Origin of the sequence: Amycolatopsis dongchuanensis (genome assembly GCF_039542405.1) — a bacterium.
GTDB lineage: Bacteria > Actinomycetota > Actinomycetes > Mycobacteriales > Pseudonocardiaceae > Amycolatopsis_E > Amycolatopsis_E sacchari.
Window position 1 is genome coordinate 1 of the sequence record NZ_BAABIB010000119.1, and the last position, 22,032, is coordinate 22,032.

20 protein-coding genes and 2 pseudogenes are annotated in these 22,032 nt (G+C 68.8%); 15 read left to right on the top strand and 7 right to left on the bottom strand.

The window, feature by feature from the left end; genetic code table 11:
• Positions 1 to 231 precede the first annotated feature (231 nt).
• On the top strand, positions 232 to 1,872 hold the full coding sequence (locus ABFX51_RS30225) for a recombinase family protein (protein WP_245783323.1): 1,641 nt from the start codon (positions 232 to 234) through the stop codon (positions 1,870 to 1,872).
• Here ABFX51_RS30225 and ABFX51_RS30230 read toward each other — a convergent pair.
• Positions 1,826 to 2,104: pseudogene (locus ABFX51_RS30230) on the bottom strand (SDR family NAD(P)-dependent oxidoreductase); the annotation flags it as partial. The gene ABFX51_RS30225 and the pseudogene ABFX51_RS30230 sit on opposite strands and share 47 nt — an antisense overlap.
• Positions 2,105 to 2,319: 215 nt before the next feature.
• Here ABFX51_RS30230 and ABFX51_RS30235 point away from each other — a divergent pair.
• Positions 2,320 to 3,135 (top strand): restriction system modified-DNA reader domain-containing protein, encoded by an 816-nt coding sequence (locus ABFX51_RS30235; protein WP_091514172.1) that lies wholly within the window; start codon positions 2,320 to 2,322, stop codon positions 3,133 to 3,135.
• Between the two features lie 42 nt (positions 3,136 to 3,177).
• On the opposite strand, the pseudogene ABFX51_RS30240 reads toward ABFX51_RS30235, so the two are convergent.
• Positions 3,178 to 3,561: pseudogene (locus ABFX51_RS30240) on the bottom strand (C40 family peptidase); the annotation flags it as partial.
• Between the two features lie 23 nt (positions 3,562 to 3,584).
• On the opposite strand from ABFX51_RS30240, the gene ABFX51_RS30245 reads away from it, so the two are divergent.
• The gene (locus ABFX51_RS30245) at positions 3,585 to 3,944 is read left to right on the top strand and encodes a heme-binding protein (RefSeq protein ID WP_245783324.1); all 360 of its coding nucleotides are present in this window, start codon (positions 3,585 to 3,587) and stop codon (positions 3,942 to 3,944) included.
• 149 nt (positions 3,945 to 4,093) lie between these two features.
• Here the strand turns inward: ABFX51_RS30245 and ABFX51_RS30250 are convergent, their stop codons facing one another.
• The 5 genes from ABFX51_RS30250 to ABFX51_RS30270 are packed head-to-tail and all read right to left on the bottom strand — an operon-like array spanning position 4,094 to position 8,892.
• Positions 4,094 to 4,912: an IclR family transcriptional regulator gene (locus tag ABFX51_RS30250; protein WP_091514176.1), complete on the bottom strand. Its 819-nt coding sequence runs from the start codon at positions 4,910 to 4,912 to the stop codon at positions 4,094 to 4,096.
• A 12-nt stretch (positions 4,913 to 4,924) separates the two neighbouring features.
• Complete coding sequence (locus ABFX51_RS30255) at positions 4,925 to 5,794, bottom strand: bifunctional methylenetetrahydrofolate dehydrogenase/methenyltetrahydrofolate cyclohydrolase (RefSeq protein WP_091514179.1); 870 nt, start codon at positions 5,792 to 5,794, stop codon at positions 4,925 to 4,927.
• Positions 5,794 to 6,663, bottom strand: coding sequence for a formyltetrahydrofolate deformylase (purU, locus tag ABFX51_RS30260; RefSeq protein ID WP_091514182.1), 870 nt, complete (start codon positions 6,661 to 6,663; stop codon positions 5,794 to 5,796). The genes ABFX51_RS30255 and purU overlap by 1 nt, the downstream gene beginning before the upstream one ends.
• Positions 6,664 to 6,676: 13 nt before the next feature.
• Positions 6,677 to 7,537, bottom strand: a complete 861-nt coding sequence (locus ABFX51_RS30265; RefSeq protein ID WP_245783325.1) for a methylenetetrahydrofolate reductase — start codon at positions 7,535 to 7,537, stop codon at positions 6,677 to 6,679.
• A complete protein-coding gene (locus ABFX51_RS30270; RefSeq protein WP_091514184.1) occupies positions 7,534 to 8,892 on the bottom strand; it encodes a glycine cleavage system protein T in 1,359 nt (452 codons plus the stop codon). Before ABFX51_RS30270 ends, ABFX51_RS30265 begins: the two co-directional genes overlap by 4 nt.
• 126 nt (positions 8,893 to 9,018) lie before the next feature.
• Between ABFX51_RS30270 and ABFX51_RS30275 the strand changes: the two genes are divergently transcribed.
• From ABFX51_RS30275 to ABFX51_RS30330, 12 genes are all read left to right on the top strand, one after another.
• A complete protein-coding gene (locus ABFX51_RS30275) occupies positions 9,019 to 9,687 on the top strand; it encodes a GntR family transcriptional regulator (RefSeq protein ID WP_091514186.1) in 669 nt (222 codons plus the stop codon).
• Entirely contained in the window at positions 9,681 to 10,646 is a 966-nt protein-coding gene (locus tag ABFX51_RS30280; protein WP_245783326.1) for a VOC family protein, read from the top strand. Before ABFX51_RS30275 ends, ABFX51_RS30280 begins: the two co-directional genes overlap by 7 nt.
• Before the next feature lie 68 nt (positions 10,647 to 10,714).
• Entirely contained in the window at positions 10,715 to 11,473 is a 759-nt protein-coding gene (folP, locus tag ABFX51_RS30285; RefSeq protein ID WP_091514189.1) for a dihydropteroate synthase, read from the top strand.
• Positions 11,474 to 11,506: 33 nt separating this feature from the next.
• Complete coding sequence (locus tag ABFX51_RS30290; protein WP_346055694.1) at positions 11,507 to 12,823, top strand: MFS transporter; 1,317 nt, start codon at positions 11,507 to 11,509, stop codon at positions 12,821 to 12,823.
• Between the two features lie 9 nt (positions 12,824 to 12,832).
• Positions 12,833 to 14,053 carry an ROK family transcriptional regulator gene (locus ABFX51_RS30295; RefSeq protein WP_346055695.1) on the top strand — a complete coding sequence of 407 codons (1,221 nt, stop codon included), beginning with the start codon at positions 12,833 to 12,835 and terminating at the stop codon, positions 14,051 to 14,053.
• Between the two features lie 104 nt (positions 14,054 to 14,157).
• Entirely contained in the window at positions 14,158 to 15,432 is a 1,275-nt protein-coding gene (locus tag ABFX51_RS30300) for an MFS transporter (protein ID WP_346055696.1), read from the top strand.
• 29 nt (positions 15,433 to 15,461) lie between these two features.
• On the top strand, positions 15,462 to 17,132 hold the full coding sequence (locus tag ABFX51_RS30305; protein ID WP_346055698.1) for a GMC oxidoreductase: 1,671 nt from the start codon (positions 15,462 to 15,464) through the stop codon (positions 17,130 to 17,132).
• Between the two features lie 12 nt (positions 17,133 to 17,144).
• The gene (locus ABFX51_RS30310) at positions 17,145 to 17,609 is read left to right on the top strand and encodes a C-glycoside deglycosidase beta subunit domain-containing protein (protein WP_091514201.1); all 465 of its coding nucleotides are present in this window, start codon (positions 17,145 to 17,147) and stop codon (positions 17,607 to 17,609) included.
• The gene (locus tag ABFX51_RS30315) at positions 17,609 to 18,733 is read left to right on the top strand and encodes a sugar phosphate isomerase/epimerase family protein (RefSeq protein WP_346055699.1); all 1,125 of its coding nucleotides are present in this window, start codon (positions 17,609 to 17,611) and stop codon (positions 18,731 to 18,733) included. The genes ABFX51_RS30310 and ABFX51_RS30315 overlap by 1 nt, the downstream gene beginning before the upstream one ends.
• Positions 18,730 to 19,899 carry a lactonase family protein gene (locus ABFX51_RS30320; RefSeq protein ID WP_346055700.1) on the top strand — a complete coding sequence of 390 codons (1,170 nt, stop codon included), beginning with the start codon at positions 18,730 to 18,732 and terminating at the stop codon, positions 19,897 to 19,899. The genes ABFX51_RS30315 and ABFX51_RS30320 overlap by 4 nt, the downstream gene beginning before the upstream one ends.
• Positions 19,896 to 20,978 carry a Gfo/Idh/MocA family protein gene (locus ABFX51_RS30325; RefSeq protein WP_091514206.1) on the top strand — a complete coding sequence of 361 codons (1,083 nt, stop codon included), beginning with the start codon at positions 19,896 to 19,898 and terminating at the stop codon, positions 20,976 to 20,978. Before ABFX51_RS30320 ends, ABFX51_RS30325 begins: the two co-directional genes overlap by 4 nt.
• A complete protein-coding gene (locus tag ABFX51_RS30330) occupies positions 20,975 to 21,982 on the top strand; it encodes a sugar phosphate isomerase/epimerase family protein (protein ID WP_091514208.1) in 1,008 nt (335 codons plus the stop codon). The genes ABFX51_RS30325 and ABFX51_RS30330 overlap by 4 nt, the downstream gene beginning before the upstream one ends.
• The last annotated feature ends 50 nt before the right edge of the window (positions 21,983 to 22,032 follow it).

Genomic DNA, 22,032 nt, shown 5'->3' on the forward strand with positions numbered 1-22,032 from the left:
CACCCTCGGAGCCGCCATCACCTGCTACAAGAAACTCACCAAGTGAGACAAGCTCTAAGTCAAAACTAGTAGTGATCTAGTAGCCGCGTAGCCGTCCTGTGGCAGCCGGACAAACGGCTACCACAGGGCACGCGGAAATGCCGAACCAAGGGGGGTCGGACAATGGCGCGATCAACAACCGCGCAACGCACCAAGAAAGCAGCGATAACCACACTCGGCGATGACGTGCGAGTGGGGATCTACGTGCGGCGCTCCACTGACGACGAGCACCAGCCCTACTCGATCGAAGCTCAAGATGCGCGCCTGGAAGCCTACATCGGCTCCCAGCCCGGTTGGCGGCTCGTGGCGCGGTTCCCTGATGACGCCTCCGGTGCCACTACCGAACGCGACGGGTTGCAACGCGCGCTCGCCGCCGCCCGTGCCGGGTTGATCGACGTGCTGTTGGTGTACCGGGTGGACCGGTTCTCCCGGAACCTGCGGGACATGGTGATGCTGCTTGACGAACTGGACTCAGCCGGGGTGGTGTTCCGCAGCGCCACGGAACCGTTCGACACCTCGACGCCGATGGGTCGGATGCTGGTGCAGATGCTCGGCATGTTCGCCCAGTTCGAGCGCGACACCATCATCGACCGGGTCATCGCCGGGATGGAACGCAAGCACGCCAAGGGCAAGTGGAAGGGCGGCAAACGCCCATTCGGCTACCAGGTGGACAAGACCTCGCACACGCTGATCGTGGACGAGCACGAAGCGGTGATCGTCAGGATGATCTTCGACCTCTACACCAAAGACCGGCTCGGGTCCCGCGCCATCGCCAAAGTGCTCAACGACCGGGGCCACCGCACCAGCTCGGGTGGCAAGTGGTCCGGCTACCAAGTCATCCGCGCCCTGAACAACCGCGTCTACCTCGGCGAACTGACGTTCCGGGAGACCACCGTGACCGACACCCACGCACCCATCATCGACCTCACCCGGTGGGAGCAGGCCCAAGCCATCCTCGACGCCCGCGGCGAATCCCACGCCCACCGGGCCGCGTCCGGCTCCGACTACGTGCTCACCGGACGCCTGCGCTGCCCCCAGTGCGGCAAAGCCATGATCGGCACCCGCGCCACCGGACGAAACCGCACCTACCGCTACTACACGTGCTGGAACCTCGCCCGCTACGACGCCAGCAAGTGCGACATGTCGCGGCTCAACGCCGACGCCGTGGACGCAGCCGTCCTGGATGCCCTGGCCACCTTCTATCGCACCCGGCACGACCTCATCGCCGACGCCATCACCCACGAACAGAAACAGCACCAGGCGGCGCACGCCGACCGGCACGCCGAACTCGCCGCCGTCGAGAACGAGATCACCAAGACCGGGCAGGCCATAGACCGGTACCTGTCCGCGTTCGAGCGCGGCACGATGGACGAAGAACTCGTCGCCGACCGGCTCACCGAACTACGCGCCAAGACCAAGCAACTCCGCATCCGCCGCGACGAACTCACCCTCGCGCTCGACGACGAGCCCACCACCCCCGAGCCCGCCACCCTGGCAGCGGTGGCCGATCACATCACCGAGATCATCACCAACGGCACCCACAACCAAACCAAGGCACTTGTCGAAGCCCTCGTCGCCAAAGTCACCATCACCGGCCCCGACCGGCTCATCCCGGTCTTCCGCATCCCCCAACCCCGCAACAACGACGGGGCAGCACCCGCCCTACCAACGGAAACGGCCCCGAACGGAGTGGTTCGCACAATGACTAAATCGGTGGGGCGTTTTCCAGGTAGAGCACCGCGTCGACGATGTCCGAGATCTCGCCCATTCGGCGGACCGGGTGCAGGCCGGCCAGCGACTCGTGCGTTTCCGGGGCGTGCATCGGGGTCTTGACGATCCCGGGGGACACCGCGTTGACGCGCACACCGCGGTCGGCGTACTCGATGGCCAGCGCCTTGGTCGCCGACTGCAGACCGCCCTTGGTGAGGGAAGCCAGGGCGGACGGGACGGTGGACAGGGCGTGGTCGACCAGGCTGGTGGTCAGGTTCACGATGTGGCCACCTCCGTTGTCCAGCAGATGCGGGATCGCGCGCCGCGTGAGGCGGAAGAACCCCTCGAGGTTCACGCCGACGTGGACGCTTCGTCACCGCCGCCGTGTCAAGTGATTGTCCAAAAAAGACCGCTGTCGGCATGGTCCCGCCATCCGTTGACAAGGATTCTCTTCCCCGTCAAGCACAATCCGGTCGAAGCAGAAAAAAATGCATAGACGGCTTGACATTCGTGCGTGTATCGAGCGTGGATGGACCCGTATCGCATTGCCATTCATCGAAGGGGGCTGCTGTGCAAGAGAATCTGGTGACTAAGCCGGCCGAGAGTCTTGTCGATCTTCGTGTGCGCGAGGGGCTGCAGCGGGAGGCGGTGGTGTTGATCGCCGACGGCGCTGCCCAGGCCGCGCCGATGGGCATGCCGCCTGGTGCGTGGGGGCTGTTGGTGACCGCTGTCGACCGATCAGCGGCCGACGGCGAGGTGCTGCTGTTCGCCGGGACGTGGTGCGAGCAGGATTTCGAGTCGACTGGCTTCGATGGGGACCTCGTGGTCCAGCTGCAGCATGCCGGTGATGGTCCTGACGACTCGGATGCTGTCGAGGTCCGCATGCTGACGGCCGAGGGCGACGGTTGGGAGGCGGTCCGGACCTGGCCTCGGCTCGACCGTACGTGGCCCGCCACGGCGGGGGCGGAGGCCGCGACCGTCCTTGCCGACGGTGTCGATTCCACACCGATCGAAGTCCGGCTGTCACCGCCGCTGTTGTCGGGTAAGGATCCGGATGCGCGCCTGAGTGTGCGGGACTTGGTCGCTGTCGGCGCGCTTGCGGTGGGCGAGGAGCTGGTGTATGAGCGACCCAGGCTCGGCCTGCACCGCACGGCACGCGTGACCAGCGACGGGAAGCTGCGTTTGGACGACGGTCAGGTGTTCGCGACCCCGTGCGGGGCGACTACTGCGCTGGGTAGTCCACACCAGAACGGGTGGTACTTCTGGTCGCGCGTGAGCGATGGTCGTCCGTTGTTCCAGATCCGCGCATGCTACGCGGAAGTCGTCTACCGTCGGCGGGCTTCGGAGTGGTGGAACGCCGACGTCGGAAGTTCGTACGCGGGCTGACGGCGCCGCAAGTCGCTGCTCGTCACGTCACACCAAGCTGCACTACCTCGACGGCCGTGTGGCGCCGACGTAGTCGTCATTCGGGTGGTGGTAGTTGTCGATCTGAACGGGACTGCCGAAGGTGGGGGCATTGATCATCTTGCTGTTGCCGAGGTAGAGCGCGACGTGGGTGATGCGGGCTGGGGTGCCGTAGAAGACGAGGTCGCCGGGTAGTAGCGGGGATCCGCCGGGAACGTGGGGTCCGGTGTGGAAGTGGGCGTGGGCGGTGCGGGGCAGAGTGATTCCGGCGGCGTCGTAGGCGGCCTTGGTCAGGCCGCTGCAGTCGAATCCGCGGTCGCCGCTGTCGGGTCCGTCGCCGCCCCAGATGTAGGGCAGTCCTCGTTGGCCGCAGGCGTAGTTGATGGCGGTCAGCGCCGCCGAGGTCGGGCCAGCTCTGCGCGTTCGTGCGGATGGACGGTGTGCCCATCCAGGCGGTCCAGATCGCGCAGGACAAGGCCTACACCGCCGCCGGGTTCGGGATGCCGACCGCCCAGTGGCACGAGTTCCTGGCCCACGGGCGGGCACTGGAGCGAGGACACCGAGGTCGCCGAAGCCGGCGCCGCCGTGCTCGCCTGACACCTCGCCGTCGGACTCGGCCCGCCCGCGGCTCGCGCTGGTCGAATCGGGGGAGATCGCGCATGCCCGCACCCGGACCTAGCCGCTCACGGCCATCGACGAGATCCTGCAAACTGGTCGCACGAGCGGGTGAACTCCGTGCCGATGTCCCCGCCGAGACGTCGCTGCCGCTCTCATCGGCATCATCACCGTAAGAGGTTCGCCCGAGCACGAAGCGATGGCAGCTCGCCTGCTGCTCCTCTCGCTGGATGTCCGGCCCGTGGTCGGAGCGAGCACTTCGGCGTTCTCTCCATCCAGGGCCGACCTCCGTCCCTGCTGAGCAGCGCGGTCCGGGAAACACCGTTCAGAGGTGGTAGGCCTGGATCTGTTTCGTCAGCTCCGCCGCGGCCTCGCGGAGTGCCTGGGCTATCCGCTCCGCCCAGCTGTCGTCCACTGTGGAGGCTGGCCCGGAGACGCCGAGACCGGCGCGGATGTCGGCTTCGGGGACCGTGCAGGCGATTCCCATGGCGAGTACGCCGGTTTCGCTTTCTCCGTGGTTGATCGCATAGCCCGTGCGGCGGATCCGGGCCGCTTCGCGGAGGAGGGCGGTCAGCGAGGAGATGGATCTGCCGGTGAGGGCTTCCGGTGGGTTGTCCGCGTAGAGCCGGCGGAGCTCGTCGTCGGTGAGTGTGGCCAGCAGTGCCTTGCCGGCGCCGGTAACGTGGGCGGGCAGGGTGCTGCCGGTGCGCAGTGCCGCGCGGATGGTGCGCCCGCTTTCCACGCCGTCGGCGAAGAGGACCTCCCGGCCGCGGGGGAGGACGAGGTGGGCGGTCATGCCGGTGGACTCGGCCAGCGTGGTGAGGATCGGGCGGGCCAGCGCACGGATGTCGAGGGTACGGGCGGCGGTGAGGCCCACGTCGATGAGCGCGGGTCCGGTGCGGAAGGACCGGTCGACCGGGCTCTGCCGGACGAAGTCGTAGTAGGTGAGCATGGCCATCAGGCGGTGCGCGCTGGAGCGGACGATGCCCAGTTCGGCGGCGACGTCGGCGAGGGTGAGGGTGCCGCGATCGCGCAGGAGCAGCAGGATGCGCAGGGTGTTGTCGACCGACGCGATCGGGTACGCCGGTGCGGCCCTGTTCTCGGGCTGGAGCAGTTCGCCCAGGTGGTCAGGCCCGGTGGTCATGGTGACAGCATCTCATCCGTGTCGATGACCGTGGGCAGCCCGTTCGGCGGCGCGGACGACGTTGGCCAGGAGCATCGCGCGGGTCATCGGGCCCACGCCGCCGGGGTTGGGGGAGCGCCAGGCGGCGAGGTCGCCGGCGGCGGGGTCGATGTCGCCCGCCACCTTGCCGTCCGGTCCGCGGCTGACGCCGACGTCGACGAGCACGGCGCCCGGCTTGACCATCTCCGGCCGGACCAGTCCAGGCACGCCGGCCGCGGCAATGACGATGTCCGCGGCCCGGACTTCGGCAGTGAGGTCCCGGGTCCCGGTGTGGCACAGCGTCACGGTCGCGTTCTCGCTGCGCCGGGTGAGCAGCAGGCCCAGTGACCGGCCGACTGTGATGCCGCGGCCGATCACGCACACCCTGGCTCCGGCGAGCGGGATGTCGTACCAGCGCAGGAGTTCCACGATCCCGGCCGGGGTGCAGGGCAGCGGTCCGTCGGCGCCGAGGACGAGCCGGCCGAGGTTGGCGGGGTGCAGGCCGTCGGCGTCCTTCGCCGGGTCGATGCGCTCGATGACCTCGAACTCGTCAAGCCCAGAGGGAAGGGGTAGCTGGACGATGTAGGCGGTGCACCGGGGATCCGCGTTGAGCTGCTCGACCGCCCTGAGCACGTCTGCGCGCGTAGCGGTGGCGGGCAGATCGAGCCGGATCGACTCGATCCCCACGTCGCGGCAGTCGCGGTGTTTGCCGTTGACGTAGAGCACACTGCCCGGGTCGTCGCCGACGAGCACCGTTCCCAACCCAGCCGTGTGCCCCCGTGCCGTCAGCGCTGCGACGCGGCCGCGGAGATCGTCTTTGATCTTCGCGGCGACCAGCTTGCCGTCGAGCAGGCCGGCGCCCATCAGAACACCACCGTGGTGTTGCCGTCACGCATGATCCGGTCTTCGCAGAAGGCCTGGACCGCGCGCGCCAGCACGAGCCGTTCGACGTCGGCGCCGCGGCGGACGAGGTCGTCGGTGGAGTCGGTGTGGCTGACGCGGACGACGTCCTGTTCGATGATCGGTCCTTCGTCGAGGTCCTCGGTGACGAAGTGGGCGGTCGCGCCGATCAGTTTCACGCCTCGTTCCTTGGCCTTGCGGTAGGGGGCGGCGCCGACGAAGGCGGGCAGGAACGAGTGGTGGATGTTGATCACCGGCACGCCCAGCGCGGCGAGGAAGTCGCCGGAGAGGATCTGCATGTACCGGGCCAGCACGACCAGGTCGACGGTGCCCTTGAGCAGGTCCAGCTGCGCGGCTTCGGCCTCGCCTTTGGCGCCCCTGGCCACGGGGATGTGGGTGAAGGGCACCTCGAACCGGTCGCCGACCCACGCCAGGTCGGTGTGGTTGGACACCACGTGGGTGATCTCCATCGGCAGGTCGCCACGGCGGTGCCGCCACAGCAGGTCGAGCAGGCAGTGGTCGAGTTTCGAGGCGAACAGCGCCACCCGTTTCGGGACCGCGGTGTCGACCAGGGACCACTGCAGCCCGAACCGTTCGCCGAGTTCGCGGTGCAGGTCCACTTCGAGCGCGGAGCGCTGGTCGGCGAGCCGGTCGAGGTGGAACACGGCCCGCTGGAAGAAGCGCCCACCGGACGGGCCGGTGGAGTGCTGGTCGAGGGAGACGATGTTGGCGCCGTGACCGGTGAGGATGGCCGAGACGGCGGCGACGATGCCGGGTCCGTCCTCGCCGGACACCAGCAGTCGCCCCTCGCCGGTGGTGGTCGTGGTTCGCATGAGGGTGCCTCCTTCAGCCGGCGTCGAGGCGGGCCAGCAGTGATCGCCGCCAGGCTTCGGCGCCGGCCAGTTCGTTGAAGGTGAACAGGTGGATGCCGGCGATGTTGACGTCCGGCGCGGCGAGGTGGGGTTCGAAGGCGCGCAGGAGCTTGTCGGGCCGGTATCCGCCGGGGCGGATCAGCTTCCAGATCGTGTTCTGCTGCTTGCGCAGGAACCGTGCCGACTGTCCCAGACCGATGCCGCCCGCGATACGCACGAGCTTCTGCCTGCTCACCGGAGCGGGCACCCCGATCACGACTTCCAGGTCCGGGTGGCCGCGGTGCACGCGGCGCGCCCAGTCCACAGTGGTCCTTGCGTCGAAGCAGATCTGGGTGATGACGTGCGTGGCCAGCGGGGCTTTCGCGGTGAGTGCGGCGTCCAGATCCTGGTCGGTGATTCTGGCGTGCCCCTCCGGGTAGCCGCCGATCCCGGTCCGTGTGAACATCCCGGTCTCGGCGAACACACGCAGCAGGTCGAGCGCCTCGGTGAACTCCCCGGCCGGGACCGGCGCGTCGCCGCCGACGACGAAGACGCGATCGATCCCAGCTTCGGTGAGTTGTGCGGCCAGGTCCTTGGCGTGCGCGGTATCCCTGACCATACGGGCCGCGACGTGCGGGGAGACCCGGTAGCCGCGCGCGGTCAGGTTCGCCGCGAGGGCGATGGTGGTCTCGATGCCCTTCGCCTCGGTGACGGTGACGGTCAGCGGCACGTCCACCGGGACGTGTTCGAGGACGGCGTCCTCGGTGCCGCGGAACGGCATGATCTCGTAGCTGATGGTGCGCAGGATGTCCCGTGTCGAGCGCGGCGCCCGCCGGCGTGTCGTTGTTTCGGTCACAGCGCGCGGTAGCTCTCGCGGGCGAACTGCACGTACGGGGCCGGTGCGACGGTGGCGCGGATCTCGACCTGCTTGTGCTGCTCCACCAGCGGTTTGGTGGAGTTGGGGTCCTCACCCCAGGCCACGGTCACCTCGGTGCCGGGCTCACTGTGTTCGATGTCCACAGTGGCCAGCGACACCATGACGTGCTCGTTGGCCAGGTAGCCGGCGTCCATGGAGATCCCGGCGAGCTTGCCCCCGGCCAGGACCTTGTCGCTCTGGTGCAGTCCGTACCGGGCCTTGGGGACCTCGATGTACTTCGCCGGCAGCCCGGGGCGGTAGAGCGAGCCGATCGCCTCGGTGACGTCGTCGCTGTTCCACACGAGCGTGACCTTTTCCCGACGGGGGTTCTTGGCGATCTCTTCGAGGGCCTCGCGGCCGACGAAGTCGTGGTCGAAGGCCACCAGCCGGCCGTATCCCACGTCGTAGGGGGTGACGTAGTAGTCCTCGATGTCCGGGGAGTCCATCGAACCGGCCAGCGAACCCATCGCGGTGGTCGGCAGCCATTCCCGGTAGGCCTTCATCTTCTCGCCGGAGAAGATGGCGGGCAGCGGCGCGGGAATCCACGCCGACTCCAGGTTCGCCGCCGAGTACGCCTTCGCGCCCACCCGAACCAACCCGAAGTCCCCTCCGGCTGCCAGGATCGCCTCGCGGACCCGGTCGCCTTCCTCCCACGGGCCGAACAGTTCGTAGCCGGGCTGGCCCGCCATGCCGTGCCGCAGGCCGCGCACGGTGCACCCGGCGATGGTGAAGGTGGCCATGTTGAAGAACTTCACGTCCGGCAACGGGCCGTCGATGACCTTCTCCATCACCGCGGATGCGGTGGGACCCTGCAGCTCGTACCGGTAGACCTTCGGCGGTCCGGAGACGCGGTCGAAGGAGTTGTCGTCCCGTTCGGTGGTCGCGTCGTAGTTCCCCGTTTCGAGGTTGAACTGCACCCAGTCCAGCACCATCGGGTGCCCGACCAGGTCGAAGTGCTGCTCCTCCAGGTGAAACAGCACCGCGTCCCCGATCAGCTGACCGTCGTGGTTCACCGCGACGTACTGCTTGGCCTTGCCCGGTGTGAACTTCGCGAAGCTGTTCACCCCCAGGTCGCTCAGCAGCCGCGAAGCGTCGGGGCCGCTGACGTAGAGGTCGGTCATGTGGTGCGACTGGTCCAGCAACGCGCACGAATCCCGCCACGCCCGCTGCTCGCTGCGCCAGTTGGTGAACTCCGCGGTCACCGGGAACGTGTGCGGGCGGATCGGGGAGTTCCGGAGCAGCTCGACCGCTCCTCCCGCGCGCTGGATCCCCTGTTCCACGGTTTCGGCACTCATCTAGGGCCACCTCTCCACTGAGACTGCTGATGTCTGTACACCAGACGCGCTGACTGCTATACAGACGCTACACGGAAGCAACATTGGCCGCAAGATTGTCAACAATGCCGGTGAGAGGAGGTGACGATGAACCTCGCTGCGAGAAGCGGAGCTGCGGGCGCCACCCATGTCCGGAACTCCCTCCGGCGGGCGATCGTGACCGGCGATCTGGTCCCGGGACAGCGGATCGTCGCCGCGGAAGTCGGCACGGCGCTGGGAGCGACCCGCAGTTGTGTCCGCCAGGCGCTGCACGAGCTGGCGGCCGAAGGACTGATCGACCGCGTGCGCGGCAGCAACGCCCGGGTACGCGCGGTGCCGATCGGGGAAGTGGTCGAGATTCTGGAGTGCCGACAGGTGCTGGACGGCCTCCTCGCCGCTCGCGCGGCGGTGCGGGCGACCGATGAGGAACACCGGCGCCTGCGCGCCGCCGGCAACCGGCTGGCTGCGGCCGCGGAACGCGGCGAGCCGGTCGAGTGCTTCCGGTTGGGCGACGAACTCCACGACCTGGTCGTCGGCCTGTCACGTCACCCGACGGCCGCCGGAATCGTCTCACGGCTCGACGCCCGCGTCGCCCGGCTGCGGTTTCGCGTGTCCCTGCGCCCCGGTCGCCTCCGGGACTCCGCGCGTGAGCACGCTGCGATCGTCCAAGCCGTAGCCGGGCGTCATCCAGTCGCCGCCGAGCGTGCCGCGCGCGAACACGTCCGATCCCTCATCGCCGCCATCGTCGGCCACCACGAGAAGGAACCCTTGTGCTGAACCGAAACCCCGCCGCCCACGACGTCGCCCACCTCGGCCATCTCCAGTTGTTCACCCCCGCCTTCGACGAGAGCGTCGAGTTCTTCACGCACTACCTCGGCATGAGGACGCACGGGTCCCAGGGCTCCTCGGTGTTCCTGCGGGCCTGGGACGACTACGAGCACCACACGATCACGCTCACCCCGCGCACCACTGCCGGAATCGGTCGCACCCATCTGCGCGCCGCCGACGAGGACGCGCTCCAGCGTCGCGTCGAGGCGATCAAGGAGGCGGGCCTCGGCATCGGCTGGACCGATGGTGAACCCGGGTACGGGCCCACCTACCTCTTCCACGACCCGGACGGGCACGAGTTCGGCCTCTACTACGAATCCGAGTGGTTCCAGCCCGAGGAGGACACCCGGCCGGCGCTGAAGAACCAGGCGGAGGCCTACCCGGGCGCCGGCGTCTGCGTCCGGCGCCTGGACCACGTCAACTTCCTCGGCGTGGACGTCGAGGCCAACCGCGACGTGCTGCGCGACCTGCTGGGCGCCAAGGTCACCGAACAGATCGTGCTCGACGACGGGTCGGTCGCCGGGAGCTGGACCACGTTCACGAACAAGGGTTACGACGCGGTGTACACCCGCGACCGGCTGGGCATCACCGGACGCTTGCACCACATCGCGTTCGCCACCGACAGCCGGGCGGACATCCTGCGCGCCGCCGACCTCGCGCTCGAACAGGATGTGTTCATCGAGACCGGCCCGCACAAGCACGCGATCCAGCAGACGTTCTTCCTCTACGTCTACGAACCCGGCGGCAACCGCATCGAGCTGTGCAACGCCGGAGCCCGCCTCGTGCTGGCCCCGGACTGGCGCACCATCGACTGGACCGAAGCCGAACGGGCCAAGGGCCAGGCGTGGGGACTGAAGACCATCGAGTCCTTCCACACCCACGGCACACCGCCGGCACCGGGCCAGTGACCACGACCGCCGCCCCCACGGACCTTGCGGCCGCTGCCGGACTGCCGTCCCGGAACCGGTGCCTGGTCATGGGCATTCTCAACGTGACCCCCAATTCCTTCTCCGACGGCGGCCGCTATCTCACGACCGGCCGGGCGATCGCACACGGCGTGGAACTCGCCGCGTCGGGGGCCGACATCGTCGACGTCGGGGGCGAATCCACCCGGCCCGGCGCCGGGCGCGTGTCCTGTGCGGAGGAGAAACGGCGGGTGCTGCCGGTGATCCGGAGGCTGGCCGCGGCGGGAGTCACGATCAGCATCGACACGACGCGGGCCGAGGTGGCCGACGCCGCGCTGGAGGCCGGCGCGGCGATCGTCAACGACGTCAGCGGGGGACTCGCCGATCCCCGCATGGCTTCCTGCGTTGCGGCGGCGGACGTCCCTTACGTCGCCATGCACTGGCGGGCGCCCAGCTCCCGGATGCACGAGCACGCCCTCTACGACGACGTGGTCGCCGAGGTCGTCGGTGAACTGTCTCAACGGGTCGACGCGCTGGTCGCCGCTGGTGTGCGCCCGGAACGGATCATCATCGACCCCGGGCTCGGGTTCGCGAAGAAACCCCGCCACAACTGGCAGCTACTGGCGGATCTGCGGGCGCTGAGCGTGCTCGGCCGCCCGGTTCTCGTCGGCGCCTCGCGCAAGTCGTTCCTCGGAATCGTGCGGGACCGCGACGCCGCCACCGCGGCGGTGTCCGCGCTCGCGGCCGCTGCGGGCGCCGCCTGCGTCCGCGTGCACGACGTGCGCCGCACCCTCACCGCCGTGCAGGTCGCGGCGGCACTGAACGTCTGACCCATCAGCGGATCGCTCAAGGAGGAGTGTCCCATGACGACAAAACCAGGACCGGGCCGGATCGCGCTCGCCAGCTACATCGGCAGCGTGATCGAGTGGTACGACTTCAACATCTACGGGCTGGCCACGGCGCTCGTGTTCAGCAAGCAGTTCTTCCCCAGCTTCTCCGAAGCCGGCGGCACTCTCGCCGCACTGGGCGCGTTCGCGGTCGGGTTCGTCGCCCGGCCCGTCGGCGCGCTGATCAGCGGTCACTTCGGCGACCGGATCGGTCGGAAGGCGATGCTGGTCGCGTCCCTGCTGACCATGGGCATCGCCACGACGCTGATCGGCCTGCTGCCGACCTACGCGAGCATCGGGGTGTGGGCGCCGATCCTGCTCGTCCTGCTCCGGCTGGTCCAGGGCATCGGAGTCGGAGGCGAATGGGGTGGCGCGGCGCTGATGGCCGTCGAACACGCGCCACCGAACCGGCGCGCGCTCTACGGCGCCTTCCCGCAGATCGGCATCCCCTCCGGGATCCTGGTCTCGCAGCTGGCGTTTCTGCTCCTGACGCAGGTTTTCTCCGCCGACGCGCTGCAGTCGTGGGCTTGGCGGCTGCCGTTCCTGTTCAGCGGGGTGCTCATCGTGGTCGGCCTGATCGTGCGGGCGTCCATCACCGAGACCGAGGAGTTCGAACGGGCGCGCGAGGCGCGCGACATCGCCCGGCTGCCGCTGGTGGAGGTCTTCCGCCGCTCTCCGCGGCAACTGCTCGCCGGAAGCCTGCTCTCCTTCGCCGGCCCCACCCTCGGCACGTTCCTGTCCGTGTACATGGTCAGCTACGGCACCAAACAGTTGCAGCTGTCGTCAGGAACAATGTTGTGGATCACGGTCGCGCTGAGCCTGCCGTGGATCGCGATGATGCTCGCCGCGGGCCGCGCCGCCGACCGGCTCGGCCGCAAACGGATGTTCGTCATCGGCAGCGGACTGGCGGCCGTGGGGGTGTTCCCGATGTTCCTGCTGGTCAACACCGCCGCCGTCCCGCTGGTGTTCGCCGGGCTCCTGCTGATGACCGCCGCGAACTCGATCATCAACGGTGCCCAGCCGGCCATGCTGACCCAGATGTTCCCCGCGGCAGTGCGCTACAGCGGCGCGTCCATCGGCTTCCAGGTCGGCTCCATCGTCGGCGGCGGCATCGTTCCCCTGGTGGCCGCGTCGTCCTACGCCCGATTCGGCACCTCCACCGCCGTCGCGATCGTGATCGGCCTCGTCTGCCTGGTGAGCATGCTGGCCGTCCTGCCGGTGAAGAAGGAACTGCTCGACGTCGGGGCGCCATCACCGCAGCGCACCGTTGACCATTCACTATCTGAACAATAAAGTCGGTGTATGGGTCGTCGGCAGGAAGCGTCCGCGTGGAGCGGAACGGGTCGCAGTGGCAGCAGGGCCCGCGTGCTGGAGGCGCTTCGCAGCGACGGGCCTTCGTCGCAGGCGGCGCTGGCCCGTCGCACCCGGCTGTCGGCGGCGACGGTCAACAACATCGTCAAGCAGTTGCGCGCTGAGGGGGCCGCGGAGATCCGCCCGGTCAACGGGCGGGAGTCGGTGGTCTCCCTGGTGTCCAGCCGTGGCGCGGTGGTGTCGGTCCAGGTGAACGTCGCGTCGCTGCATGCGGCCTTGTTCGATTTCGTCCACCGGGCCCGGTACGACGTCATGATCCCGTTCGGCGCCGGGCACGAGGGCGGCAGTCCCGCGCTGGTGACCGAGGTGGTGGGGTCGCTCGTCGCCGAGGCGGGGCTCGGGATGGCGGACCTGTCGGGCGTGGCGGTCGGCATGCAGGCGCCGATCGCCCGCCCGACCGGGGTGGTCACCTCCTGGGCGCGTCTGCAGCTGCCCCGGTGGAAGGACGTGGTCGTCGCCGATCATCTCGGTGCCGAGCTGGGAGTTCCGGTCGTGGCGGACAACGACGCCAACCTGGCCGCGCTCGCCGAGTGGACCTGGGGCGCCGGGCAGGGGACTGACACGTTCCTCTACGTCCTGTCGTCGGAGCAGGTCGGCGGCGGTTTGGTGCTCGGCGGCCGCATCCACCGCGGCGGGGACGGCCTGGCCGGCGAGATCGGGCACGCGGTTCTCGAACCCGGCGGCCCGGTGTGCTTCTGCGGCAACCGCGGTTGCCTCACGACGTTCGTGGCCGAGCGCCCGATCCTGGCGACCCTGGAAGCGGCCGCGGGCGCCCGGGCCTCCTCGCTGGCCGACGTCATCGCCGCCGCGCGGGGCGGCGATCCGGCCTGTGCCCGCGTCCTGTTCGAGGCCGGCCGTCACCTCGGGCGAGCGTTCGCCAACGCGGCCAAACTCGTGGCACCGTCCGTGATCGCCGTCGGGGGTCTGCTTGGCGAAGCCGGGGAGCTGGTGTTCGACGGCCTGAACTCTTCGGTCGAGATCAGCAACCTGCGTACGGTGGCGCCTACGCTGTCGGTCCAGCTCGCCCGGCTGGGAGCTGACGCCACTTTGCTCGGCGGGCTCGCCGCCATGATGGACCACCTCGGACAGGGTCTCAGCGTCCTTCCCGAGTGGGCGAAGACGACTTCCGCGGCTCGATCATTCAGCAACTGAACGTTTTTCGCGCTCTTTGTTGACTTCACGCTGAACGTTCTTACGATGACGTCATCTGCTTCCCCGGACAACGTTCATCGTCCGAACGGTTCAAAGGAATCTCAATGATGAGAACGTCCACGCTGCCGGCGACCACGCCGGGCAGCGGCACCAAGATCGTCTTCGCCCGCCTGACCCTCATGATGCTGCTGGAGTTCGTCGTCTTCGGCTCCTGGTTCGCCACACTGGGCCTGGTCCTGGCGACCTACCAGCTGCCGGCCATCATCGGCACCGCGTACTCGCTGGCCGCGGTCGCGGCCATCGTGTCCCCGATGTTCCTGGGCGCGATCGGGGACCGGTTCCTCGCCTCGCAGAAGAGCCTCGGCCTGGCGCACCTCGCCGGTGGCGTGGTGATGGTGTTCCTGCCGGCCGTGGTGGAGGCTGGCAACGGTGGCCTCGCCCTCGCCCTCATCTTCGTGTACTGCCTGTTCTTCCAGCCGACACTGGGCCTGACGAACGCGATCGCGTTCCGGCACCTCGGCGCCAACAACCGCTGGTTCCCCTACATCCGGGTGTTCGGCACGTTCGGCTGGGTGCTGGCCGGACTCGGCGTCGGTGCGCTCGGGCTGTCGGCCTCGGTGGGCATGTTCACCGTCACCGCGATCGTCAGCTTCGTGTTCGGTCTGTACTCGTTCACCCTGCCGGCCACGGCGCCTGCCGCGAAGGGGGTGCGGTTCTCGATCGGTGACGTGATCGGCTCGAAGGCGTTCGCGATGTTCCGGCACCGCAACTTCACTGTGCTGATCATCTGCGCCTTGCTGACGTCGATCTCACTCGGGGTCTACAACACCTACGCCTCGCCGTTCCTGGGTGCGCTGGGCATCCAGAACGTGGCCGGGGTCCTGGCCATCGGGCAGGCGGCCGAGGTGCTGTTCATCATCACGATCCCATTCGTGCTCAAGCACATCGGGATGAAGTGGGCCCTGCTGATGGGCATGGTGACGTGGGGCATCCGGTTCGGTGTGCTCATCGCCGCCGCCGGTGACCACTGGCTGGCGATCTTGGCCGTGGCGTTGCAGGGCATCTGCCAGGACTTCTTCCTGGTCCTCGCGGCGATGTACATCGGCGAGATCGCCCCGGCCGAACTCGCGAACCAGGCGCAGACGATGTTGATCGCGGTGGTGTCGGGCTTCGGGCAGCTGATCGGGGCGCTCGTGTCCGGCGAGATCTACGACTCGGTCGTGGCGTCTGATCCGTCGGCGGGCCCGTCGGCGTGGACTCCGATGTGGATCGTCCCGATCGTAAGCGCGGTGATCACCGCGATCGTCTGGGCGAGCTTCTTCCGCCACGGCCGCAAGGACAAACCCGTGCCGTTCGTTTCCGCCGCGACGGCGGGCTGAACCACGCATTCGACAAGGATCGGAACTTCATGAGCACCACATCGAACAAGCGCTATGACGCCCTCGTCGTCGGCTCCGGCGCCGCGGGCAGCATCGCGGTCAAGGAGCTCACCGAGCGCGGGATGGACGTCCTGCTGCTCGAAGCCGGACGCGACATCACCGAGGCCGACTTCGTCCCGCAACCCCCGAAACCGCCGGCGGCGATGAGCATCGACCTGGGCGCGCGCCTGCGCGCGGTGCTCAAGGGACAGTACATCCAGTCGCGGCGCGCGATGTACCAGGAACAGAAGAACCCGTTCCTCGTCAACGACCTCCAGCATCCCTACGCCACCGAAGGCGGGGACTTCCTGTGGATCCGCGGTCAGCAACTGGGCGGACGCCTGCACTCCTACGGGCGCGTCCTGCTGCGGGCCTCCGACCACGAGTTCAAGGGCGCCGGCATGGGCCTCGGTGGCGAGGACTGGCCGATCTCCTACGCCAATCTCGCGCCCTACTACGACCGGATCGAGGAGTTCATCGGCCTGTACGGGACCGACGAGGGCATCCCGAACCTACCGGACGGCAAGTACCGTGGCACGTCCTTGTTGACCGAGGCCGAAAAGCACTTCAAGAGCACGGTTGAGGCCCGCTGGCCGGGCCGGCGCGTGGTGCCCTGGCGGTACGCGGCGCCCAACCCGCACCGGGTTCCGCTGGGCATCGTGGCCGCCAGGGCGACCGGCCGACTGACCACCCGCACGGACGCGATCGTGCGTCGCGTGACGCTCGATCCGAAGACCGGGCGGGCCGACGGCGTCGTGTTCGTCGACCGGCACACCAAGAAGGAACACCGCGCCCACGCCGACGTCGTGGTGCTCTGCGCCTCCACCATCGAGTCGGTGCGGCTGCTGCTCAACTCCGCCACCGACGGCCACCCGGACGGGCTCGCGAACTCCTCAGGCCTGCTCGGCCGCTACTTCATGGACCAGACCCCGAGCCTGCTGTTCGGCCACGACCCGCACCACCCCGGCTTCGAGACGATCGACCCGGCCCCGCCGGATCCCTACTACCCGCCCGTCGGCGGCGTCTACATCCCGCGGTTCGACAATGTCGAGAAGATCACCAACCCCCGGTTCGCGCACGGCTGGGCGGTGCAGGGCACCATCGGCAGGCTGCCCGTGCCCGACGGCAATCCCGGCACAGTCGGGCTCATGGGCTTCGGCGAAATGCTGCCCTACCGGGACAACCGGATCACCCTGCATCCACGGCGCAAGGACGCCTGGGGAATTCCGATCCCGCGGATCCGGCTCGGCATCACCGACAACGAGCGCGCCCTGATGCGGGCGCAGGTCGCGGGCCTGCGCGAAATGGCCGAGGCCAGCGGCTTCCGGGTCAACTTCGCCGGATCGGCGCTGGGACTGGACTCGCGCAAGGTGTGGCCGGACGCCGACCCGCTCAGCCGGGCGATCTTCCGCCTCGGCTTCAAGAAGAGCCTGGCGATGGGCGCCGCCATCCACGAATGCGGTGGCGCGCGCATGGGTTCGGACCCGAAGACCTCGGTCCTCAACGCCTACAACCAGACCTGGGACGTGCCCAACCTGTTCGTCACCGACGCCAGCTCCTACGTCACCAACGGCGCCGTGGGCCCGACGCTGACCATCATGGCCCTCACCGCCAGGGCCTGCGAGTACATCGCCGACCAGCACGCCACCGGCGCACTGTAGAGGAGCCACCCGATGTTCGAGAACTTCCTCATCCGCGAGGACAGCCTGCGCAACGACCGCCGCGACGGCGAGGTTGTCGGCTTTTCCCTGGCCGCCCGCAACGCCAACTACCGCGGCGTGTACCTGTCCCTGCACAACGGCTACTACCTCGAGGTCGACGGCGTCGATTACCCGGTGAGCGCCCAGACCTTCGAAATCAACGGCAAACCCCCGCGCGGCTTCGACGAAATCCGCACCGCGGTGTGGGAGCACTGGGACTACGACGACGAGGGGATCCTGCACGTCGCCGCACCCGGTGGCCTGGCACCGGGGAAGCACACGATCCGGTTCCAGCAGTCTGTTCTCGCCGCCTACGGGTACCAACCCACCGACGAGGAATGGGTGAAGAACCCGCCCAAACCCGGATCCGGGGCCGGCTCGGACAAGGCGCCGCAGATCATGACCTACACCCTGACGCTGACCGAGGAGGAGCACTGATGACCATCCAGCGCGGGGTGTCGCTCTACAGCTACCAGCAGGCCCAGTTCTTCAAGGACCTCGACCTGCACGCCGAGATCCGGGAGGTCGGGCAGAACCTCGACGGCGCCGACGGCATCGAGATCGTCGACGAGATGTCCCTGCGCTACCCCGACCCGGGCGAGGAGTTCGTGCGCCAGTGGTTCGAGTGGATGCAGGCTTACGGCACGCGGCCGGTCGCGATGGACGTCGGTATGGACGTGCTGCAGTTCCGCGACCACGTGATGACCATCGAGGAGTGCGCCGACCGGCTCCGCCACGACCTCCACCTCGCCCAACGCCTCGGGTTCGGCTGCGTGCGCGTCCTGTCGGTCGTGCCGATCGACGTGCTCACCGCCGCGCTCCCGCTGGCCGAGGAGCTGAACATCCGCCTCGGCAAGGAGATCCACCAGCCCATGCCCCTGGAGGGCAAGCAGGTCGGCGAAATCCTCGACGTCATCGAGCGCACCGGCACGCGGCACCTCGGCATCGTGCCCGACCTCGGCATCTTCCAGTTCCGCCCGTCCGAGGTGCAGCTGGCCTGGTTCGGGCGCCGCGGGGCCCAGGAATCCGCCCGCGACGCGTCGGTCGAACTGGCCGAACAACTGCACCGGCACGAGGCGCCGTTCGGATTCGTCGACCTGTCCTACAGCACCGCGGGCAACCTGCGCAGCGACTTCCGCCGGTTCCTCACCACCGGCGAGTGCGACCCCGCGTTCACCGACACCTTCCACGGCCTGCGCAAGTACACCGACGAGCGCGTCGAGAACCCGCAGGAGATCGACTACGTCGTGGTCGCCGAAGCCATCATGCTCTCCGATACCAAGGCCGACACCCTGCGTGAACTCGCTCCGCACGTCACCCACGTGCACGGCAAGTTCAACAACATGTCGCCCGTCCCCGGGGAGCCCGGCCGGTTCCAGGAACTGTCCATCGACTACGAGGCGGCGATCGGCGCGCTCAAGGCCGGCGGGTTCGACGGCTACATCAACTCCGAGTACGAGGGGCAGCGCTACTTCCAGGACAGCGGCCGCGAGGACCTCGCCGACGAGGTGGACCAGGTCCGGCGGCACCAGGAAATGCTGGGAAGGTTGCTGGCGGCATGAAACTGGTGGCCTACATCGGTTCCTACCGCGACGCGTCCGGCGACGGCGGCGGCATCACCGTGCTCGACGTGAGCCGCGACGGCCGGTCCCTGACCCCGGTGAGCCAGGTGCCCGAGCCCAGGGAAGCCGGTTACCTCGCCTACCTCGACGGCACCCTGTACGCGGTCGACGAACGCAAAACCGACGGCCGGGGACCGGTCGAACCGGCGGCGAGCGTGCACGCGTTCTCCGTCGACCCGCGCGACGGCAGCCTGACCTGGCTGAACTCCCGGCTCGCGCCCGGACCCCGGCCCACCTTCCTGTGCACGGACGGGCGGGTCCTGGTCACCGCCAACCACGGCGACTTCGACCACGTCGAACACGTGGTGCGCACCCCCGACGGCGGGTGGACCGTCGAGTACCTCTACGACGACTCCACCGTCATCCTCTACGGCCTGGAGGACGACGGGCGCCTCGGCGAGATCCGGGACCTGCACGTCCTGACCGGGCACGGCAAGGACCCCAACAGTTCACCCCAGGCGGGCGGGCACGGGCAGGCCAGCCCGCACGCGCACTGCGCCGTCATCGACCCCTCCGGCCGCCACGTGCTCGTCTGCGACAAGGGCACAGACCGGATCCTGGTCTTCGCCCTCGGCGACACTCTGGAGCTGGAGTCCGCCTACGCCTTCGAGGAGGAGACCGGGCCGCGACACCTGGCCTTCGAGCCGGGCACCGGCCGGGTGTTCGTCACCTGCGAGTTCTCCTCCGAACTGGCGTCGTTCGACTTCGACGCGACGTCGGGAGCGCTGCGATTGCTGGACCGGGTGTCCACTGTGGCGTCCGGCTACCAGGGCCGCAACGAACCGGCTGAGGTCCGTGTCCACCCCAGCGGGGGCTATGTCTACGTCAACAACCGCGGCGAGGATTCACTGGCCTGGTTCCGCGCCGACCACGAGGGACGACTGCTCCGGCTCGGGCACGTGCCACTGGCACGCTCGGTCCACCCCGGTCTCGCGGCGCGCAGCTTCGCCTTCGACCCCACCGGAAGTTTCCTGCTGCTGGCCGACCGTCCCGCGGGACTCGTCCGCTCCTTCGCCGTCGACGCCGACGACGGCCAAGTCTGTCCACTCACGACGGTGGCCGTCGCCGAGCCGTCGTTCGTCGTCTTCGCGGAGGTGAGCGGATGAACGTGGTCATCCTGGGAACCGGAATGATCGGGGAGGTCCACCGCCGGGCGGCCGTCCTGGCGGGCGCGCGGATCATCGGCGCGATGGCCTCCACACCACGGCGTTCGGCGGAGGTCGCGCTGCGGTGGGGGACCGAACCGGTCCGTTCCCTCGACCAGCTGGCCCGGCTGGCACCCGATGTCGTGCACGTGTGCAGCCCCAACAGCCTGCACGCCGAGCACGTCGAAGCGGCCCTCGACGCCGGCGCGCACGTCATCTGCGAGAAGCCGCTCGCCGTCGGCAGGTCGCTCACCGAGCGCCTCGCCCGGTTGGCCGAGGAACGCGGCAAGGTCGCGACGGTGCCCTTCGTGTACCGGTTCCACCCCCTGGTGCGGGAGATCCGGGCGCGGGTCGTCGCGGGCGAGTTCGGGCGCTGGCAGCTGCTGCACGGCAGCTACCTGCAGGACTGGCTGCTGTCCCCTGAGGCCACCAGCTGGCGCGTCGACTCCGCGGCCGGCGGACCGTCCCGCGCCTTCGCCGACATCGGCTCGCATTGGTGCGACCTGATGGAGTTCGTGACCGGCGAACGCATCGCGACCGTCCTCGCGGCCATGACCACCACGGTGCCCGAACGCCCGATCCGGGGCTCGGTGCGCGCAGTGGACACCGAGGACGCGGCGACCGTGCTGTTCACCACCCACTCGGGTGTCCTCGGCTCCGTGACGGTCTCGCAGGTGTCCGCGGGCCGGAAGAACCGGCTGTGGTTCGAGTTCGACGGGCAGCACCGATCGGCGGTCTTCGACCAGGAGAACCCGGAGACCGTCTGGCTCGGCTCGGAAGCCTCGGCGGAAGTCCTCGCGCGGGGCGCCGATTCCGCCTCGGCCGAGCACCGCAGGCTGTCGACGTTGCCACCCGGCCACCCGCAGGGCTACGCGCAGTGCTTCGACAACTTCGTCGCCGACACCTACGCCACCATCCGCGGTGAGAAGCGCGACGGCCTGCCCACCTTCGCCGACGGCAACCGCTCGGCACACATCGTCGACGCCGTCGTCGAATCGGCACGAACCGGGCAGTGGACCCCGGTGCGGGAGGAATCATGAACCAGCCGGTCACGCTGTTCACGGGGCAATGGGCTGACCTGCCGCTGGAGGAGGTGGCGAAGCTCGCCGCAGGATGGGGCTACGACGGTCTCGAACTCGCCTGCTCCGGCGACCACCTCGACGTCTGGCGCGCCGCCGAGGACACGGACTACCTGGACAGCCGGCGCCGCATCCTCGACCAGCACGGGCTGAAACTGTTCGCCATCTCCAACCACCTCACCGGACAGGCCGTCTGCGACGACCCCATCGACTTCCGGCACGAAGCCATCGTCCGGCCGCGCGTGTGGGGGGACGGGAACGCCGAAGGCGTCCGGCGGCGGGCCGCGGAGGAGATGCGGCTGACCGCACAGGTAGCCCGCAAACTCGGCGTCGACACCGTCGTCGGATTCACCGGCTCGAAGATCTGGCCCTACGTCGCGATGTTCCCGCCCGTCCCGGAGTCCGTCATCGACGCCGGCTACGAGGACTTCGCTCGACGCTGGAACCCCATCCTCGACGTGTTCGACAGCGAGGGCGTCCGCTTCGCCCACGAAGTCCACCCCAGCGAAATCGCCTACGACTACTGGTCCAGTGTGCGCACCCTCGACGCCATCGACCACCGCGCCGCCTTCGGGTTCAACTGGGACCCCTCGCACATGATGTGGCAGAACATCGACCCGGTCGGCTTCATCTGGGACTTCCGCGACCGCATTTACCACGTCGACTGCAAGGACACCCGTCTCCGCCCACCCCACGGCCGCGCCGGTGTCCTCGGTTCACACCTGCCCTGGGGCGACCCGCGCCGCGGGTGGGACTTCGTCTCCACCGGCCACGGCGACGTCCCCTGGGAGGACGCGTTCCGGACCCTGCGCGCCATCGGATACACCGGCCCGATCTCCGTCGAATGGGAAGACGCCGGCATGGACCGCCTCCAGGGCGCCGCCGAAGCGGTCGGCTTCGTGCGCTCACTGTTGTGGCAGCCCCCGTCCGCGCGCTTCGACGCGGCCTTCGATCAGCGCCAGTAAGGTTGATCAGCGGTTGGTACTCGCTGGCTACCGCCAACGGCGGGTGAGAG

Excerpts from the sequence above, each read along its gene's own strand:
- ABFX51_RS30245 (WP_245783324.1), top strand. The coding sequence starts at position 3,585 with ATGGACGGTGTGCCCATCCAGGCGGTCCAGATCGCGCAGGACAAGGCC.
- ABFX51_RS30250 (WP_091514176.1), bottom strand. The coding sequence starts at position 4,912 with ATGACCACCGGGCCTGACCACCTGGGCGAACTGCTCCAGCCCGAGAAC.
- ABFX51_RS30255 (WP_091514179.1), bottom strand. The coding sequence starts at position 5,794 with ATGGGCGCCGGCCTGCTCGACGGCAAGCTGGTCGCCGCGAAGATCAAA.
- purU (WP_091514182.1), bottom strand. The coding sequence starts at position 6,663 with ATGCGAACCACGACCACCACCGGCGAGGGGCGACTGCTGGTGTCCGGC.
- ABFX51_RS30270 (WP_091514184.1), bottom strand. The coding sequence starts at position 8,892 with ATGAGTGCCGAAACCGTGGAACAGGGGATCCAGCGCGCGGGAGGAGCG.
- ABFX51_RS30275 (WP_091514186.1), top strand. The coding sequence starts at position 9,019 with ATGAACCTCGCTGCGAGAAGCGGAGCTGCGGGCGCCACCCATGTCCGG.
- folP (WP_091514189.1), top strand. The coding sequence starts at position 10,715 with ATGGGCATTCTCAACGTGACCCCCAATTCCTTCTCCGACGGCGGCCGC.
- ABFX51_RS30290 (WP_346055694.1), top strand. The coding sequence starts at position 11,507 with ATGACGACAAAACCAGGACCGGGCCGGATCGCGCTCGCCAGCTACATC.
- ABFX51_RS30295 (WP_346055695.1), top strand. The coding sequence starts at position 12,833 with ATGGGTCGTCGGCAGGAAGCGTCCGCGTGGAGCGGAACGGGTCGCAGT.
- ABFX51_RS30300 (WP_346055696.1), top strand. The coding sequence starts at position 14,158 with ATGATGAGAACGTCCACGCTGCCGGCGACCACGCCGGGCAGCGGCACC.
- ABFX51_RS30305 (WP_346055698.1), top strand. The coding sequence starts at position 15,462 with ATGAGCACCACATCGAACAAGCGCTATGACGCCCTCGTCGTCGGCTCC.
- ABFX51_RS30310 (WP_091514201.1), top strand. The coding sequence starts at position 17,145 with ATGTTCGAGAACTTCCTCATCCGCGAGGACAGCCTGCGCAACGACCGC.
- ABFX51_RS30315 (WP_346055699.1), top strand. The coding sequence starts at position 17,609 with ATGACCATCCAGCGCGGGGTGTCGCTCTACAGCTACCAGCAGGCCCAG.
- ABFX51_RS30320 (WP_346055700.1), top strand. The coding sequence starts at position 18,730 with ATGAAACTGGTGGCCTACATCGGTTCCTACCGCGACGCGTCCGGCGAC.
- ABFX51_RS30325 (WP_091514206.1), top strand. The coding sequence starts at position 19,896 with ATGAACGTGGTCATCCTGGGAACCGGAATGATCGGGGAGGTCCACCGC.
- ABFX51_RS30330 (WP_091514208.1), top strand. The coding sequence starts at position 20,975 with ATGAACCAGCCGGTCACGCTGTTCACGGGGCAATGGGCTGACCTGCCG.